We start from the raw sequence: 16027 nt of genomic DNA, 5'->3' as shown, positions 1-16027 counted from the left end.
CGATGGAAGCCTTCACCACCCACACCGGAACGGCCGTCCCGCTGCGCGAGAGCAACGTGGACACCGACCAGATCATCCCCGCGCACTGGCTCAAGAAGGTCACGCGCGACGGCTTCGAGGACGGACTGTTCGAAGCCTGGCGCAAGAACCCGGAGTTCGTGCTGAACCAGCCGGAGCGCGCGGGCGCCACCGTCCTGGTGGCCGGTCCCGACTTCGGCACCGGGTCCTCGCGTGAGCACGCGGTGTGGGCCCTGCAGAACTACGGGTTCAAGACCGTCATCTCGGCCCGCTTCGCGGACATCTTCCGGGGCAACTCGCAAAAGGGCGGTCTGCTGACCGTCGTGCTGCCGCAGGAGACGGTCGAACGCCTGTGGGCACTGACCGAAGCCGACCCGACCGCGCGCATCACCGTGGATCTGGTGGACCGTCAGGTCCGCGCGGGCGAGCTCGTCGCCGATTTCGAGATCGACGACTACACGCGTTGGCGGCTGCTCGAAGGGCTGGACGACATCGGTCTGACCCTGCGTCACGAGGAGGACATCACCTCCTTCGAGACGACCCGGCCGAGTTGGCTGCCGCGCACCCAACCGGTGGGCTGATCACCAACTCCCTTACAGGGCAGGAAAATCTGCCAGGATCGAACGGCGGGGCGCGGATGCGTCCCGCCGTTCGCATGTTCGGTGTCCACCCCCAATGGCCGCCCCGTTGTGCCCATAGCCGGATGAGCTGTCACAATTGCGGTGTGGAGCACCAAGGCCGACACGTGAACGAGTTCGAAGAAGTGGAACTCTTCGCCGAACTGGCCACCCGGTTGAAGGTCGCCCACGCCCGGGTGCGTAGGCTCCGACTACCGAACGAGGCTAAAGTGGCGCTAATCCGCCGCTTGTTGGTCATCACCGACGCGGCAAAGCATGATTTGGCGGACGCCTCGCGGCGACTGACCAAGCTCATGGACGAGTTGGACGCGGGACCCGCGAGTTCGCGGGACACCGCCGAAGCCTGAATCCGTTGCGACACAAGGGTGATTCGCCCGTTCGGTAATTGCTTCGGCACTTTTGGATGCTTAGCGTGCCCAATGCCGGCTGAACTGTCCCGGCATCGGTTTCCGAAGGGGAAGACGTGAACAAGGCGCAGCTCGTCGAGGCGGTCGCTGACCGACTGGGTGGCCGCAAGGCCGCCGCAGAGGCAGTCGATGCCGTCCTCGACACCATCGTTCGTGCGGTCACGGCGGGAGACCGGGTGTCCATCACGGGCTTCGGCTCGTTCGAGAAGGTGGACCGCCCGGCTCGATACGCCCGCAACCCGCAGACCGGTGAGCGGGTGCGCGTCAAGAAGACCTCGGTGCCGCGCTTCCGCGCGGGCCAGGGCTTCAAGGACTACACCAGCGGGACGAAGAAGCTCCCGAAGCCCAACGTGAAGAGCGCGGCCGCCAAGAGCAGCCCGACTCCGCGCGTGGTCGCGACGGACGCCACGGCGCCCGCCGCGAAGGCGACGACCCGCAAGGCAACCGCGGCGAAGAAGGCGCCGGCGAAGCCGGCGACCTCGCGCGCCGCGGCGGTCAAGACCCCGGCTGCCACGACGCGCAAGACCGCGGCCGCGGCCAAGACGACGGCGGTCGCCAAGCCCGCCGCCAAGAAGGCGACCAAGGCGCCCGCGACCAAGGCACCCGCGACGAAGGCCGCGAGCAAGCCGGCCGCGGCGAAGAAGGTCACGGCCAAGGCCGCGACCAGCACGGTCAAGGCCACCACCACCAAGGCCGTCAAGAGCACGCCGGCGGCGGCGAAGGCTCCGGCGACCAAGGCGAAGGCGACCAAGGCCGCGCCGAAGACCGCGACCGCCAAGCCGGCCGCGGCCAAGCCCGCCGCTGCCGCCAAGGCGCCGGCGGCGAAGAAGCCCGCTACCAAGCGCGCGGCCAAGAAGGCCTGACGCAGCGGATTTCCCGAGCCGGCGACATGCCGGACGGCGGCGACGGGCCGGAACCCACACGCGTGGGTTCCGGCCCGTCGCCGTATCGCGACTGCGATTTCCCGACCGCCGCGTGCGGGTCGCCGGTCGCCGGCCCGGTCGACGTGCGGCTCAGCGCAGCGGATCCGGCAACGTGTACAGCGTCACCAGCACCACCCGATCACCCGTCGCGTCCATGGTCATCCGTACGCGTTGACCGGGCCGCAGGAAGCGCATTCCGCCGGCGTCGAACGCCGCCGCGTCGAAGGGCACGGGAGAGCCGTCGTCGAGCAGCACGACGCCCTCTCGCGAGTCGGTCTCGAAGGTGTACACGGTGCCCTGCATGCCCCCATTGTGACCGCTGTCGCGACCACCGCGGATCCGACGCGGCGTCAGGAAGCGGCGGCACGCGGCAGAAACGGCACGGACGGGAGTACCGCGGCGGTGGCCGCGCCGACCCCGAGCACGATCGCGGCCCGCAGATCCTCCCCGGTGTCCACGTCCCGGCGCACCGAATCCACGTCGTGGGGCGTGAGTTCGACCGCCCCCGAGGCCAGGTGCCGAGCCCGGGAACGGCCCTCGAAGCCGGGTGCCAACGGCACGCCCGCCGCGGCGGTGAGCAACGTGGTGCCCACTCCCGCCGCATCCGCCAGGAAGGCCCGTCGGGCGAACGCCGCGGCGGCGAGCACTCGATCCAACTCCTCGGCGCGCAGCGCCGGAAGATCGGCGGACAGCGCGGCCACCCCGGTCCGCGGCCGCTCGGCGCCGGCCGACCGGGCCCCGTGTGCGAGCGCGGCGTTCAGGCCGCCGCCGACGTCGGCCACCACGTCCGCACCGAGCGCCCGGATCTCCCGCGCGACCCGGACGTCGTCGGTGACCACGAGCACCCCGTGTACGCGCGTGCAGGTCAGCGCCGCCCGCACGGTGTCGAGCGCGAACGCGAGGGCGAGTTCGGGGCGATGGCCGGGGCCGATCGTGCCCGCGAGCCGGCTCTTGGCGATCGACAACGGCTTCACCGGCACCACGAGTCGCCATGCGCGTGTGCCGGAGGATGCGGTGCGACCGTTGCCGGCGGGCCGGCGCCGGCCGGCGGAATCCGTGGCGGGGGACATCGGCAAGATCCTCGCATCCGTACCGTAAGCCCATATCCTCGTCGGTCGACGAGGACGTTTCTCGACAATGCGGAAGGCCCAGGGGAAACTGTGGGGTCCGCGTGTACAGAATCGATGTTCCGCCAGAATCGATGCTCCGCGCTTCTCGCGGGGAGCGTCGATTGTGTGAGGAGCGACACGGCGGCGGAACACCGCAGCGGGACTTCCGCGCCGACACGCACAGATCCGAAACACATGAACGGGAGGAACGCCGGTGGCCCGCCGAAGGATCGGTTTCTGGTACCGCCTGGCGGTCGTGGTGATCAAGCCCCTGTTGTTGCTGTTCACCAAGCGTGACTGGCGGGGCACCGAGAACATCCCGACGTCGGGCGGGTTCGTCACGGCGGTGAACCACATCTCCTATGTCGACCCGCTGACCTACGCGCACTATCAGTACGACAGCGGCCGGGTGCCGCGCTTCCTGGCCAAATCCGGCCTGTTCAAAATTCCCTTCGTCGGCCGGGTGCTGGCCGGCGCCGGCCAGATTCCGGTCTACCGGGACTCCGCCGATGCCGCGCTGGCGTTCCGCGCCGCGGTGGCGGCCGTGGAGAAGGGCGAGTGCGTCGCGGTCTACCCGGAGGGCACCATCACCCGGGACAAGGACCTGTGGCCGATGCCGGGCAAGACCGGCGCGGCCCGGATCGCGCTCACCACCGGTGCCCCGGTGATCCCGGTCGCCCAGTGGGGCGCGCACGAGTTGTTGCCGCCGTACGGGAAGCGGCCGCGCCTGCTGCCGCGCAAGACGATGCACGTACTGGCCGGACCGCCGGTGGACCTGGACGAGTTCCGCGGCCGCGAACTGACCGCGGACGTGTTGCGCGGGGCGACCGACCGGATCATGGAGTCGGTGACCGAATTGCTGGCCGAACTGCGCGAAGAGGCCGCCCCGCCGGATGCCGGCGTACGCCGGGTGCCCGGCCGCCGGGCTGAGGCCGACATCGAGGCGAGCGGACCGGAGCCGAGCACGCCGGACCCGGTCGAGAAGGTCCCGGTGGAGAAGCTCCCGGCCGGGCAGGACCCGGCCGAGAAGACCCCGGTGGAGCAGGTCACAGCGCCGGAGCGGATCCCCGCCGAGCCGATCCACGCCGAGCCGGTCCACACCGCGCCCGCGCGCAACAGCACCGCGAAGGCCGAGACCGAGCACCCGGTGGCCGAGCCCGCCGGGACCGAGCACACCGAGGATGGCCGCGCATGACGCGCTGCGCGGTATTCGGCATGGGTTCCTGGGGCACCGCCTTCTCGATCGTGCTCGCCGAGGCGGGTTGCGACGTGGTGATGTGGGGTCGGCGCCCGGAGATGGCCGACGCGATCAACGCCCGGCACGAGAACCCCGAGTACCTGCCCGGAATCGCCCTGCCGACCGGGATCCAGGCCACCACCGACGCGGCGAAGGCGGCCGAGGGCGCGGAGTTCGTGGTGCTCTCGGTGCCGTCGCAGACGCTGCGCGGCAACCTCACCGCGTGGGCGCCGCTGCTCTCCGACGACGCGATCCTGGTCAGCCTGATGAAGGGCGTCGAACTGGGCACCGCGAACCGGATGAGCGAGGTGATCCGCGAGGTCACCGGCGTGTCCGAGGGCCGGATCGCGGTGGTCAGCGGGCCCAACCTGGCCCCCGAGATCGCCCAGCGCCAGCCCGCCGCGAGCGTGGTGGCGTGCGTCGACGAGGAGGTCGCCCGGCGGCTCCAGGCGGCCTGCCACACGTCCTACTTCCGCCCGTACACCAACACCGACGTGGTCGGCGCCGAACTCGGCGGCGCGGTCAAGAACGTGATCGCGCTCGCCGTCGGGATGGCCGACGGCATGGGCATGGGCGACAACACCAAGGCCACGCTGATCACCCGAGGGCTGGCCGAGACCGCCCGGCTGGGTGCGGCGATGGGCGCCGACGCCCACACCTTCGCGGGTCTGGCCGGCCTCGGCGACCTGGTGGCCACGTGCACCTCGCCGCTGTCGCGCAACCGCACGTTCGGCGAGAAGATCGGCCGCGGCATGCCGATCGAGGAGGCCGTACGGGACAGCCGGCAGATCGCCGAGGGCTTCAAGTCGTGCGAGTCCGTGCAGCTGCTCGCCCGGCGGTACGGCGTGGAGATGCCGATCACCGACGTCGTCGTCTCGATCATGCACGACGGCAAGCCCCCGTCGGTGGGCATGGCCCTGCTCTCGCGCTCGGCCAAGCCGGAGCGGTAGGAAGGCCGCGTTGCGCGCGGCCCTCTTGTCGCCGCGCTGCGCGCGGGGCGGTTGCGCCGCCGCGGCCTCCGGCCGCTCCGGGAAAGCGCGCTGCGCGCGGGGCGGCTGCGCCGCCGCGGCCTCCGGCCGCTCCGGGAAAGCGCGCTGCGCGCGGGGCGGCTGCGCCGCCGCGGCCTCCGGCCGCTCTCCTCGCAAGCTCGTCGATCACTGGTCGACGATCAAGTCGTGGGCGCTGACGCGCCGAAGGGGGCGGCCGGGTGGCGTCGCGGTGCCCGGCGCCGCCGACCGGCCGGACTCGTGCGCGCCGGCCGGATTCGCGCCCCTGCGGCACCCGCGTCGCGGGCGACCCGCACCCCCGGTCGGACCCGCCCCGGTGAGACCCGTAGCCCGGCCGGACCCGCGTGCCGGTCCGGCCCGCGCTCTCGGTCGGTTGCGACGCAACACCGCGCGCTCGGCGGGCAATACCGCGTTCGAACAACGATGGGGATAGGGTCGTCCGACCATGAACGACGTTTCCGGCACCCCCCACTCCACCTCGCGCCCCCGCGTCGCGGTCGTCTTCGGCGGCCGCAGCTCCGAGCACGCGATCTCCTGCGTCACCGCAGGGAGCGTGCTGGCCGCGATCGACCGCTCCAAGTACGACGTGCTGCCGATCGGCATCGGCACCGACGGGCGCTGGTTGCTCGTCGGCGACGACCCGGAACGGCTGGCGATCCGCGGTGACCGGCTGCCCGCGGTGTCCGACATCGCGGAGTCCTCCGCGGCCGTCGTGCTTGCCGCCGACCCCACGTCACGCGAGATCACCGTGCTCGAACCCGGCGCGCTGCCCAAGCTGCTCGGCGAGATCGACGTGGTCTTCCCGCTCCTGCACGGCCCCTACGGCGAGGACGGCACGTTCCAGGGCTTCCTGGAACTGGCCCAGGTCCCCTACGTCGGGTCCGGCGTGCTCGCCAGTGCGGCGAGCATGGACAAGGAGTACATGAAGGCCCTGTTCACCGGCTTCGGCCTGCCGTCGGGCCCGTACGCCACGGTGCGCCCGCGCGAATGGGAGCGCGACCCGGCCGCCGTGCGCGAAGCGGTGTCCTCGCTCGGCTTCCCGGTGTTCGTCAAGCCGGCCCGGGCCGGCTCCAGCATGGGCATCACCAAGGTGCACCGGATCGAGGATCTGGACGCGGCGATCGAGGAAGCCCGCCGGCACGACCCCAAGGTGATCGTCGAAGGCATGCTGATCGGTCGTGAGATCGAGTGCGGCGTCCTGGAGTTCGAGGACGGACCGCGGGCGAGCCTGCCGGCCGAGGTACGGGTCGGCGGCGAGCACGAGTTCTACGACTTCGCCGCGAAGTACCTGCCGGACAACGGCACCGAGCTGGACGTGCCGGCGTCGCTGACCAAGGAGCAGACCGCCGAGGTGCAGCGGCTCGCGGTGACCGCCTTCGAGGCGCTGTCCTGCGAGGGCCTGGCCCGGGTGGACTTCTTCCTGCTGGAGAACGGCCACTTCGTGATCAACGAGGTCAACACCATGCCGGGCTTCACCCCGGTGTCGATGTTCCCGAGCATGTGGCAGGCGACCGGGGTGGACTACGCCGACCTGGTCGACCGGCTGATCCAGGCCGCACTGCGCCGGCCCAACACGCTGCTGCGCTAGGTATCCGCCGGGCCGTGCCCGGGAGGCGCGAACGAGGGGCGGGCGACGCGTCGCCCGCCCTCACGCGTTGCTCAGGTCCAGTGTGGCCGGCACCGTGCGGGCGACCGCGTCGGCGACGTCGACGAGCGGCGCGGCCGGCTCGGTGAACTTCTTCGGCACGGTCATCTCGACGTTGGCCCGGCGATAGACCGTGGTGAACCGCACGCCGCCGGCGTACTTCGCGAAGCTCCAGGTCACGCCGTTGACCTCGACCGAGTCGATCGGTTCGGAACCGGCCTTGGTCGGATCCACCACCCGCAACGACGCGGGCAGCCCCACACCGCAGCGCAGCACGATCGCCGGATCGCCCCACGCCGCGGTCAGCGTCGACTCGGGCGAGGTCTTGCGCACCCCGGCGTCCATCACCTTCGCCGGGAGCGCGTCGTGCAACGCGCGGCAGGCCTCGGCCGCGGCGCCCGCCGGCGGAGTCGGCGCCGCGACCTCGACGTGGCCCGAACCGCCGCACCCCGTCGCGGTGAGCACGGTGATCGGGAGCAGCCAGGCGAGAAGTCGAGTCGGGCGCACGGCCCCGATCCTAGACGCGCGACGCTCCGGGGCACTCTCGCGGGTCACCCCAGGTTGACCACCGGACACGTCAGGGTGCGGGTGATGCCGTCGATGCGTTGCACCTCGGCGACCACCATGCGACCCAGCTGGTCGACGTCGGCGGCCTCGGCTCGCACGATCACGTCGTAGGGACCCGTGACGTCGTCCGCCCGGGTCACCCCCGGCAACTCGGCGATGGCTCGGGCCACCGAAGCCGAACGGCCGACCTCGGTCTGGATCAGGATGTATGCCTGTACCACCACGGCCTCCCGGCGCGCAGGATGATGGGATCTTGACGTGACCCCCGCTGCTGCGACCATTGTCGGCCCGGCGGGCCTCGGCGACCACAGCGGGAGCCGATGGATCACAGTGAACACGGTGAACGAGGCGGATCAGGGCTGATGGGCATGGCAGGAGAGCGGCGATGAGCGGGACGCTGGGCGATCTCGGCGAGTTCGGCCTGATCGGGGCACTGGTAGCCCGCGTGCCGACGGGGCCGCACGTGTCCCTGGGCCCGGGCGACGATGCCGCCGTGGTCGCCGCCGCCGACGGGCGGGTGGTGGCCACCATGGATCTGCTCGTCGAGGGGCGGCACTTCCGACGGGACTGGTCCACCGCGTACGACGTCGGTCGCAAGGCCGCCGCGCAGAACCTGGCCGACGTCGCGGCGATGGGCGCCGTGCCCACCGCGCTGTTGATCGGCCTGTGCGGCCCGCAGGACCTGCCCACGGGGTGGGCGCTGGAGCTGTACGACGGCCTGCGCGACGAATGCGCGGTGGTCGGCGCGGGCGTCGCGGGCGGCGACGTGGTCGGCAGCGACACCGTCACCGTCGCGGTGACCGCACTGGGCGACCTCCAGGGTCGGGCCCCGGTGGTGCGCTCCGGCGCCCGACCCGGCGACGTGCTCGCGGTCGCGGGCTGGCTGGGCTGGTCCGCCGCGGGTCTGGCGATCCTGGGCCACGGGCACCGCGCACCGCGCGCGTTCGTGGAGGCGCACCGCAGGCCCGAACCGCCCTACGACGCCGGCCCCGGCGCGGCGATCCTCGGCGCGACCTCGATGATCGACGTCAGCGACGGCCTGCTCGCCGACATGGGCCACGTCTCGCGCGCCTCCGACGTACGGATCGACATCCTCTCCGCCCGGCTGGACGTGCCCGCCCAGATGCGCGACGTGGCCCGCGCGCTGGGCGCCGACCCGCTCAACTGGGTGCTCACCGGCGGCGAGGATCACGCCCTGGTCGCCACCTTCCCGGCGGGAACCGCGCTGCCCGCGCGCTGGCGCGTGATCGGCCGCGTGCATCCCGGCGCCGGCGTCACCGTGGACGGGCGGGACCCGGGCCTGGCGGGTGGGTGGGATCACTTCGGCCGCGGCTGAGGGGCGCACACGTCGGGCGCACGGTCGGCGTGGATAGGCTGCCGGCATGGTGCAGACTCCTCCGCGCGTGCTCACGGTGGCCGGCTCCGACTCCGGCGGCGGCGCCGGGATCCAGGCCGACCTCAAGACGATGCTGGCCCACGGCGTACACGGGATGAGCGTGATCGCCGCGGTGACCGCGCAGAACTCGCTCGGCGTGCAGGGCTATTGGGAACTGCCCGCGGAAGCCGTGCGGGCGCAGTTCCGCAGTGTCGTGGACGACATCGGCGTGCAGGCGATCAAGACCGGGATGCTCGCGTCGCCGAACCTGGTGGCGGTGGTCGCCGCACTGCTGGCCGAGGTGTCCGTACCGGTGGTGGTCGACCCGGTGGCCTCCTCCAAGCACGGCGACACCCTCCTGGCCAACGAGGCGCTGGAGACGCTGCGCACCCGACTGCTCCCGGTGGCCACCGTCGTCACCCCGAACCTGTACGAGGTCGAACTGCTCACCGGCCACAAGGTGCGCGAGCGGGCCGACATGCGCGGCGCGGCCGAGGCGGTGCTGGCCTTCGGTCCGCGCTGGGCCCTGGTCAAGGGTGGTCATCTCGAAGGCGAGGCCGCCGACCTGCTCTTCGACGGCACCCGCGAGTACTGGTTCACCAGTCCGCGCCACGACAATCGGCACACCCACGGCACCGGCTGCACACTGGCGAGCGCGATCGCCTCGCGGCTGGCCGTCGGCGACACCGTGCCGGACGCGGTCGCCGCGGCCAAGGAGTACGTCACCGGGGCGATCCGGGCCGGCTTCGCGCTGGGCGAGGGGATCGGACCGGTCGACCACGCGTGGCGGTGGCGGGACGGGTTCTGAACCCGAGCGGGCCGGGCCCGCGCCCACGGCGTGTGCGTCCCGGCCCGCTCGGCACGGACCCCGGACACGCAGAAGGGCCGGTTCACCCTGGGGTGAACCGGCCCTTCGAAGTCGTGCGGTCGAGCAACTAGCGGGAAACCTTGCCCGCCTTGATGCAAGAGGTGCAGACATTGAGGCGCTTCGGCGTGGCACCAACCATCGCGCGCACCGTCTGGATGTTGGGGTTCCAGCGACGGGGCGTCCGGCGGTGAGAGTGCGAAATGCTGTTGCCGAAGCCCGGCCCCTTGCCGCAGACGTCGCAGTTGGCAGCCACGGGAACACTCCAAAGACGAATGGGAATTGCGTACGAACACGTGCCGGCCGAATGCCGGACAACCGCAGAAGAGTAACCGACGAACCATGCGCTGCGCGAACCCGGGATGATCCGGGCATACGCAATCAGCTGATCTCGTCATGCTTCCCGCCAAGCCTAACCCATCCGGGTCGGCCGCTTCACCGCTCCCCGTCTCGATAACGTGACCGGCGGACGGGACGCGCAGAGACGGATTCGTACAGGAGGTGGGCGTGCAGGGCCTGCTGGGAGAGCTGGACGGTCCGGCGGTACGCCGCTGGGGTCGCGTCGCCTTGGAACTGATGGGGCGAGCGCGCGAGGAAATCGACGCCCTCAACGTGTATCCCGTGCCCGACGGCGACACCGGCACGAACCTGTTCCTGACCCTGGAGTCGGGAACCGCCGAGGTCGACGCCCTGTTCGGCGCCGACCTGCCCGAACCCGACCTGCCGACCGCCTTCCGGGCCCTCGCGCACGGCGCGCTGATGGGCGCGCGCGGCAACTCCGGGGTGATCCTCAGCCAACTCCTGCGCGGCATGGCCGAGCGCCTGGAGGCCGAACAGGCCGCCGCGATCGAGACCGGCCGCGAGGTGCCCTCCGGCCTCGCCCTCGCGCACGCGCTGCGCACCGCCGCAGACGCCGCGTACGCCGCGGTGGCCCGGCCCGTCGAGGGGACCATGCTCACCGTGGCCCGGGCCGCCGCCGACGCCGCGGCCGGCGCGGGCGTGGAGCTGCGGCCGGTGGTGCGAGCGGCCGCGACCGCGGCGCGCGGGGCCCTGGCCCGCACCCCCGAGCAACTGGACGTACTGCGCCGGGCGGGCGTGGTGGACGCGGGCGGCCGCGGCCTGACCGTGCTGCTGGACGCGCTGCTCGCGGTGGTCACCGGAGAGCGCTCGGCGTACCGGATCCACCCGCACCAGGTGCACACCCCGGTCCCGGTCCCGTTCGCCGGACCGGTCGGGCCGGACGCCTCGCCCGAGGGGCCCGGCTTCGAGGTGATCTACCTGCTGGACGCGCCCGCCGACGCGCTGCCCGCGCTGCGCGAGCGGCTCGGCGCGCTCGGCGACTCGCTCGTGGTGGTCGGCGGCGAGGGATTGTGGAACGTGCACGTGCACGTGGACGACGCGGGTGCGGCCGTCGAGGCGGGCATCGAGGCCGGCCGGCCGCACCGGATCCGGATCACCCACCTCGAGCGCCCCCTCGCCGGCCTCGCCGCGCCCGAGCCCGCCCCCACGCGCGGGATCGTCGCGGTCGCCCAGGGCGGCGGCCTGGCCACGCTGTTCGCCGAGAACGGCGCGCACGTCGTGCAGGCCGGTCCCGGCCGGCGGCCCTCCACCGGCGTGCTCGTCGACGCGATCCGGCGCACCGAGGCGCGCGAAGTGGTGCTGCTGCCCAACGACGCCGACTGCCACGCGGTGGCCGGGGTGGCCGCGCAGCAGGCCCAGGCGCACGGCATCCGGGTCCAGGTGATCCCGACCAAGGCGGCCGTACAGGGCCTGGCCGCGCTCGCCGTGCACGAACCCGGCCGGCGCTTCGACCAGGACATCGTCGGGATGACCTCGGCCGCCGGCGCCACCCGCTACGGCGCGCTCACCGTCGCCGTCCGCGAGTCGTGGACGATGGCCGGCGTCTGCCAGGCGGGCGACGTGCTCGGCGTGATCGAGGGCGACATCGCGGTGATCGGCCACGACCAGCGCGAGACCGGCACCGTGGTGGTGGACCGCATGCTCGCCGGTGGCGGCGAACTGGTCACCCTGGTCACCGGCAGCGCCTGCCCGCCGGGCCTGGCCGCCGCGATCGAACACCACCTGCGGGCCACCCGGCTCGGCGTGGACGTGATGGTCTACGAGGGCGGCCAGGAGGTGTACCCGCTGCTCATCGGGGTCGAGTAGGGCCCGACCCGGCGGTTGCGCCGACCCGATGACACCCTCGACCAGTACCGTTGGGCGGCATGTCGCGCCTTGACGAACCGCTGAAGAAACTCGTCGGCGACCGCACGGCGACGGTGCTGGCCAAATCCCTCAAGCTGGACACCGTCGGAGATCTGCTGCGCCACTACCCCCGGCGCTACGCGGAGCGCGGGCGCCTGACCGACCTCTCCCGCCTGGAGCCCGAGGAACACGTCACCGTGATGGCGGAGATCGCCAAGGTGAGCAAGCGCCAGTTCCGCAATCGGCGCGGCAACCTCCTGGAGGTCGAGGTCACCGACGGGCGCGGCAAGCTCACCCTGATCTTCTTCAACCAGGCCTGGCGCGAGGAGGAACTGCGCCCGGGCCGGCGCGGCCTGTTCGCGGGCAAGGTGGGTCGGTTCAACAACGTGATCCAGCTCAGCCAGCCCGACTACCAACTGATCGGCGAGGACGATCAGGACGGCGTGGCGGACGTGTTCGCGGGCGCGCTGATCCCGGTCTACCCGGCCGCCGCCAACATGCCGTCCTGGAAGATCGCACAGTGCGTCGGCATGGCGTTGGACACGCTGGGCGAGATCGGCGACCCGCTGCCCGCCGAGATGCGTGCGCGACGCGGCATGCCGGGACTGGCCGAGGCGCTGCTGCGGGTGCACCGGCCGACCTCGTGGGACGACGTCACCGCGGCCAAGGACCGGCTCAAGTGGGACGAGGCCTTCGTCCTGCAGATCGCCCTGGCCCGCCGCCGCCGGGACGCCCGAGCCCTGTCCGCGGTGGCCCGCCCGCGCCGTTCGAACGGCATCCTGGACGCCTTCGACGCCCGCCTGCCGTTCGAACTCACCGACGGCCAGAAGGAGGTCTGCGCCGAGATCGAGGCCGACCTGGCCACCGAACACCCGATGCACCGCCTCCTCCAGGGCGAAGTCGGCGCCGGAAAGACATTGGTCGCGCTGCGCGGGATGTTGACCGTGGTCGACGCCGGAGGGCAGACCGCGTTGCTGGCACCGACGGAGGTGCTCGCGCAGCAGCACTATCGGTCGATCGTGGAGATGCTCGGACCGCTGGCCGAGGGCGCCGGGATGCTCGGCGGGTCGGAGATCGGCACCAAGGTGACCCTGCTCACCGGCTCGATGGGGGTGCCCGCGCGCCGCGCCGCACTGCTGGACCTGGTCACCGGTGAGGCCGGGATCGCGATCGGCACGCACGCGCTGATCGAGGACAAGGTGGAGTTCCACGACCTGGGTCTGGTCGTGGTCGACGAGCAGCACCGGTTCGGCGTCGAACAGCGCGACGCGCTGCGCGGCAAGGGCAAACGCCCGCCGCACCTGCTCGTGATGACCGCGACGCCGATCCCGCGCACGGTGGCGATGACCGTGTTCGGCGACCTGGAGACCTCGATCCTGGCCCAGCTCCCGTCCGGCCGATCGCCGATCGCCACACACGTGGTCCCGGCCAAGGAGAAGCCGCACTTTCTCGACCGCGCCTGGCAGCGGGTGCGCGAGGAGGTGGAGAACGGCCACCAGGCGTACGTGGTGTGCCCGCGGATCGGCGACGAGGAGGACGACCCGAAGGCGAAGAAGAAGGCCAAGTCGAAGGCCAAGGCCGCCGAGCGGGACGAGGACCTGCCCGCCGAGGCCTACCTGGACGACCCCGAGGACATCGGCGCGGACGCCGCCGGCGGAGCCGAGGAGCGCCGCCCGCCGCTGGCCGTGCTCGACGTCGCCGCGGCGCTGACCGCCGGTCCGCTGGCCGGCCTGCGGATCGCGGTGCTGCACGGCCGGATGGCGCCGGACGACAAGGACGACGTGATGCGCCGCTTCACCGCCGGCGAACTGGACGTGCTGGTGGCGACCACGGTGATCGAGGTCGGCGTCAACGTGCCCAACGCGACCGCCATGGTGATCATGGACGCCGACCGGTTCGGCGTCTCGCAACTGCACCAGCTGCGCGGCCGGGTCGGCCGCGGCAGCGCCCCCGGGTTGACCCTGCTGGTCAGCGAGATGCCCGGCGGCACCTCCGCGCGCGAACGCCTGGACGCGGTGGCCGCGACCCTGGACGGCTTCGAGCTGTCCCGGATCGACCTCGAACAACGCCGCGAGGGCGACGTGCTCGGCGACGCGCAGTCCGGCTCGCGCTCGTCGCTGCGCATGCTGGAGGTGGTCCGGGACGAGGAACTGATCGTGGCGGCCCGCGAGGAGGCGAGCACGATCGTGGCGAACGACCCGGACCTGGTCGAGCACCACGACCTGCGCAGCGCGCTGGCCAGCATCCTGGACGACGAGCGCGCGGAGTACCTCGACAAGGGCTGACCGCCCTCGCTCCGCTCCCGCGCGCCCCCACGGCTCACCCGTTCGGAGCACGCGGAACAGCCCGTCGGTTGGCTACCAATGGGCCATGGACGCATGTACGGGGGACGAGGGCTTCGACGCGCTCTTCTGCGGGTTGCTCCCTCGGCTGTATCGACGCGCCGTGCTGCTCGCCGGCGAGGGCAGCGCCGAGGACGCGGTGCACGAGACGTATCTCAAGCTGGCCCGCAGACCCGATCGCCTGCTCGGCCATCCCGAGCCCTACGCCTACGCCTTCCGGGCCCTGGTCAGTGTCACCCGCGACATGTGGCGCGCCCGCAGCCGGCAGGTCCTGCTGCCCGAACCACCCGAGCCGGGGGAGCGGGCCCACTTTGCCGCCGGCGATGCGATCGCCCGGCGCGAGGCCGAGTGGGAGGCGGTGCGCATGCTCGGCTCGCTGCCCGCCAAGCAGGCCGCCGCGGTGCTCCTGGTCGACCTGGACGGATACACGATCGATCAGGCCGCCGAGATCCTCGGTGTGCACCGGGGCACGGTGTCCCGCTCGCGCGAGCGCGCCCTGGCCCGGCTGCGGGCCGGCCTGGGCGGCCCCGCCGGCCGATTCCGCCGCCGGGACCGACACGAAGGAGTCACCCGGTGAACCCGCCGCCCCCCGCTCTCGACGACCCCGACGACGCGGTCCACGAGCTGCGCTCCCGGCTGCGCGCCGCGGACGCCGCGTGTGTCGAACCACCCGGCCTGGCGCTGCGGGTCATGCGCCGGCCGGCCCCGCGCCCGGTGTGGCGCGGCGCGTTCGCGATGGCGCTCGCCGCGGTGCTGGTGGTCGCCGTGGTCGGCCTGGGCGCCTTCCTGGTCGGCCGGCACGACCCGACCGAGCAGCCGGCACCCAGGCCGCCCGCCGCGCGTGCGGTCAGCGTGCAGACCGAGGTCTACAACTCCGAGGTGCCGTGCCGCGGGCTGCGCACGCTCGAATGCTCGCTCGGCGTCTTCAAGGAGGCGCGGTTGTCGTCGCGGACGGCCGATCTGGCGGATCGGGTCTGGCACGGCGACCGACTGCTCCTGGTCTGCCTGCTCGCGGACGGCCCGCGTGTGACCGACGAGACCGGCGTCGCCTCCAAGCACTGGTATCGGGTGGTGGTGCTGGGCACCGGCGCCGAGGGCTGGCTGCCCGGCGTCCGCACCCGCAACGAGGCCGAGGTGCCGGACTGCGCGTTCTGAGCGGACGGGTGGGCGCACCCACCCGGGCACGCGGCCGGCGGACGGGACGATCTCCGTCCGCCGGCCGCGTGGGTCGGTCGGTCAGCAGTGGTACATGCCCGGCATCGGGTCCTGCGGCGTGAACACGCGCTGCGCGGGCAGGAAGCCGTGCCCGCCGTCGTCGCCGTCGGTGAAGTACCAGATGTCGTTGCCGCCCGAGTGCGGGTCGCCCTCGGTCCAGCAGATGAAGTAGCTGTAGGTGCTGTCCAGTCGGCTGACCACCGGGGCCCCGAAGTACGGCTCGGAGCGCAGCTCGCTCGCGGCGTTGGCGCAGTGCAGGGTGCCGTTGCTGTCGACGTGGCAGTTCGCCGCGGTCGTCTGCGGCGTGCCGGCCGTCCCGGCGACGGCCGGGGTTGTGCCGGTCGCGGCCAGCGCGGCGCCGGTGACGACGGTGGCGAGGAAGGTGCGGAGCTTCATCGGGCTCTCCCGGGATCGGGTGTGGGATCGATGTCTCGACGGCGATCGGTGTCGCCCGTGCCCGGCGATGGCGCCCTC

At 72.5% G+C, this 16027-nt stretch carries 17 protein-coding genes and 1 pseudogene; 12 read left to right on the top strand and 6 right to left on the bottom strand.

Features of this window, described 5'->3' with window-relative positions; all coding sequences use genetic code 11:
• The first annotated feature begins 2 nt into the window (after nucleotides 1-2).
• The 3 genes from leuD (at nucleotide 3) to ACZOOI_RS08150 (ending at nucleotide 1926) form a co-directional block, all read left to right on the top strand.
• A complete protein-coding gene (gene leuD, locus ACZOOI_RS08160) occupies nucleotides 3-599 on the top strand; it encodes a 3-isopropylmalate dehydratase small subunit (protein WP_391581357.1) in 597 nt (198 codons plus the stop codon).
• Between the two features lie 122 nt (nucleotides 600-721).
• Nucleotides 722-1003 (top strand): SCO5555 family protein, encoded by a 282-nt coding sequence (locus ACZOOI_RS08155; protein WP_052173824.1) that lies wholly within the window; start codon nucleotides 722-724, stop codon nucleotides 1001-1003.
• Nucleotides 1004-1119: 116 nt separating this feature from the next.
• Nucleotides 1120-1926: an HU family DNA-binding protein gene (locus tag ACZOOI_RS08150; protein ID WP_391581358.1), complete on the top strand. Its 807-nt coding sequence runs from the start codon at nucleotides 1120-1122 to the stop codon at nucleotides 1924-1926.
• A 150-nt stretch (nucleotides 1927-2076) separates the two neighbouring features.
• Here ACZOOI_RS08150 and ACZOOI_RS08145 read toward each other — a convergent pair whose 3' ends face one another.
• Nucleotides 2077-2289 (bottom strand): hypothetical protein, encoded by a 213-nt coding sequence (locus ACZOOI_RS08145; RefSeq protein ID WP_360310697.1) that lies wholly within the window; start codon nucleotides 2287-2289, stop codon nucleotides 2077-2079.
• Nucleotides 2290-2336: 47 nt separating this feature from the next.
• Complete coding sequence (cofC, locus tag ACZOOI_RS08140) at nucleotides 2337-3056, bottom strand: 2-phospho-L-lactate guanylyltransferase (RefSeq protein ID WP_465280096.1); 720 nt, start codon at nucleotides 3054-3056, stop codon at nucleotides 2337-2339.
• 253 nt (nucleotides 3057-3309) lie between these two features.
• Here cofC and ACZOOI_RS08135 point away from each other — a divergent pair.
• The 3 genes and pseudogenes from ACZOOI_RS08135 to ACZOOI_RS08125 form a co-directional block, all read left to right on the top strand.
• Nucleotides 3310-4053: pseudogene (locus ACZOOI_RS08135) on the top strand (lysophospholipid acyltransferase family protein); the annotation flags it as partial.
• Nucleotides 4054-4286: 233 nt separating this feature from the next.
• Nucleotides 4287-5282: an NAD(P)H-dependent glycerol-3-phosphate dehydrogenase gene (locus ACZOOI_RS08130; protein WP_391581360.1), complete on the top strand. Its 996-nt coding sequence runs from the start codon at nucleotides 4287-4289 to the stop codon at nucleotides 5280-5282.
• A 502-nt stretch (nucleotides 5283-5784) separates the two neighbouring features.
• A complete protein-coding gene (locus tag ACZOOI_RS08125; protein ID WP_391581361.1) occupies nucleotides 5785-6927 on the top strand; it encodes a D-alanine--D-alanine ligase family protein in 1143 nt (380 codons plus the stop codon).
• Nucleotides 6928-6987: 60 nt separating this feature from the next.
• Here the strand turns inward: ACZOOI_RS08125 and ACZOOI_RS08120 are convergent, their stop codons facing one another.
• On the bottom strand, nucleotides 6988-7491 hold the full coding sequence (locus ACZOOI_RS08120) for a DUF3515 family protein (protein ID WP_465280095.1): 504 nt from the start codon (nucleotides 7489-7491) through the stop codon (nucleotides 6988-6990).
• Between the two features lie 44 nt (nucleotides 7492-7535).
• Nucleotides 7536-7772: an Lrp/AsnC family transcriptional regulator gene (locus ACZOOI_RS08115; RefSeq protein WP_391581363.1), complete on the bottom strand. Its 237-nt coding sequence runs from the start codon at nucleotides 7770-7772 to the stop codon at nucleotides 7536-7538.
• 164 nt (nucleotides 7773-7936) lie between these two features.
• Here ACZOOI_RS08115 and ACZOOI_RS08110 point away from each other — a divergent pair, with 164 nt between their 5' ends.
• A complete protein-coding gene (locus ACZOOI_RS08110; protein WP_396006942.1) occupies nucleotides 7937-8887 on the top strand; it encodes a thiamine-phosphate kinase in 951 nt (316 codons plus the stop codon).
• 46 nt (nucleotides 8888-8933) lie between these two features.
• Entirely contained in the window at nucleotides 8934-9734 is an 801-nt protein-coding gene (gene thiD, locus ACZOOI_RS08105; RefSeq protein ID WP_465280094.1) for a bifunctional hydroxymethylpyrimidine kinase/phosphomethylpyrimidine kinase, read from the top strand.
• Between the two features lie 127 nt (nucleotides 9735-9861).
• On the opposite strand, the gene rpmB is transcribed toward thiD, so the two are convergent.
• Nucleotides 9862-10047, bottom strand: coding sequence for a 50S ribosomal protein L28 (rpmB, locus tag ACZOOI_RS08100; RefSeq protein WP_079026714.1), 186 nt, complete (start codon nucleotides 10045-10047; stop codon nucleotides 9862-9864).
• A 245-nt stretch (nucleotides 10048-10292) separates the two neighbouring features.
• Between rpmB and ACZOOI_RS08095 the strand changes: the two genes are divergently transcribed.
• The 4 genes from ACZOOI_RS08095 (at nucleotide 10293) to ACZOOI_RS08080 (ending at nucleotide 15493) form a co-directional block, all read left to right on the top strand.
• Complete coding sequence (locus tag ACZOOI_RS08095; protein WP_465280093.1) at nucleotides 10293-11957, top strand: DAK2 domain-containing protein; 1665 nt, start codon at nucleotides 10293-10295, stop codon at nucleotides 11955-11957.
• Between the two features lie 59 nt (nucleotides 11958-12016).
• Nucleotides 12017-14281: an ATP-dependent DNA helicase RecG gene (gene recG, locus ACZOOI_RS08090; RefSeq protein ID WP_465280092.1), complete on the top strand. Its 2265-nt coding sequence runs from the start codon at nucleotides 12017-12019 to the stop codon at nucleotides 14279-14281.
• 85 nt (nucleotides 14282-14366) lie between these two features.
• Nucleotides 14367-14915, top strand: a complete 549-nt coding sequence (locus ACZOOI_RS08085; protein ID WP_465280091.1) for an RNA polymerase sigma factor — start codon at nucleotides 14367-14369, stop codon at nucleotides 14913-14915.
• Nucleotides 14912-15493 carry a hypothetical protein gene (locus tag ACZOOI_RS08080; RefSeq protein ID WP_465280090.1) on the top strand — a complete coding sequence of 194 codons (582 nt, stop codon included), beginning with the start codon at nucleotides 14912-14914 and terminating at the stop codon, nucleotides 15491-15493. The genes ACZOOI_RS08085 and ACZOOI_RS08080 overlap by 4 nt, the downstream gene beginning before the upstream one ends.
• An 81-nt stretch (nucleotides 15494-15574) precedes the next feature.
• Here the strand turns inward: ACZOOI_RS08080 and ACZOOI_RS08075 are convergent, their stop codons facing one another.
• Nucleotides 15575-15949 carry a hypothetical protein gene (locus ACZOOI_RS08075; protein ID WP_465280089.1) on the bottom strand — a complete coding sequence of 125 codons (375 nt, stop codon included), beginning with the start codon at nucleotides 15947-15949 and terminating at the stop codon, nucleotides 15575-15577.
• Nucleotides 15950-16027 lie beyond the last annotated feature (78 nt).

Source organism: Embleya sp. L77 (genome assembly GCF_055557415.1).
The sequence above is the reverse complement of the archived record's forward strand: the minus strand, read 5'-3'. Positions and strand labels throughout refer to the sequence as shown.